We start from the raw sequence: 669 nt of genomic DNA, 5'->3' as shown, positions 1-669 counted from the left end.
CCATAAAGAACTCAAATTCCGTCATGTTGGAGTTATTGAGTTTTGACCAGGCCAGCTCGCCATCTTCAATAATGACAACCGGCTTGCCTTCCAGAAGATCTTCCAGTTTTTCACTGTGCGCCATCAACCACATTACCAGGCGGTATAACAACGCCAGAGTGATAAAGACGATAAGTACCGGGACCATCGGCACATCATCATAAAACGCCACATCTCCCGCCGCTGAACCCAGCGTCAGAATGATTAACACTTCAAAAAGCGACATCTGCCGCACACCGCGTCGTCCGGTCATTTTGAGGAACAAAAAGACCAGTACAAAGGTATAAAGACTACGTAGTGCAACTTCGCCAAGGAAATCAAAAGGCACTTTATCAAATGCCATACGGTGGAGATCGAACGCCTTCATTTTTATGCTCTTAACGTGGTTTATCCGCTAAAAGCATAGTCAACAGTTCATCGGCATGGCGGCGGTGATAGCGCCTTTGAGATAAAACCCGTATTATTGCGCGCTTTCCGTACGACTAAAGTGATTTTCATGACGCAAACATTTATCCCCGGCAAAGATGCCGCACTGGAAGATTCCATCGCTCGCTTCCAGCAAAAACTTTCAGACCTCGGCTTTCAGATTGAAGAGGCCTCCTGGCTGAATCCGGTGCCTAACGTCTGGTC

At 47.4% G+C, this 669-nt stretch carries 1 protein-coding gene; it reads right to left on the bottom strand.

The window, feature by feature from the left end:
- Window positions 1-406: DUF421 domain-containing protein (locus AC5O77_RS21920; protein WP_494507192.1), on the bottom strand; the 406-nt coding region annotated here is incomplete at its 3' end.
- Between the last annotated feature and the right edge of the window lie 263 nt (window positions 407-669).

Source organism: Stenotrophomonas sp. INTA L402-1 (assembly GCF_059295135.1).
This window is presented reverse-complemented; position numbering and strand designations above follow the sequence as displayed.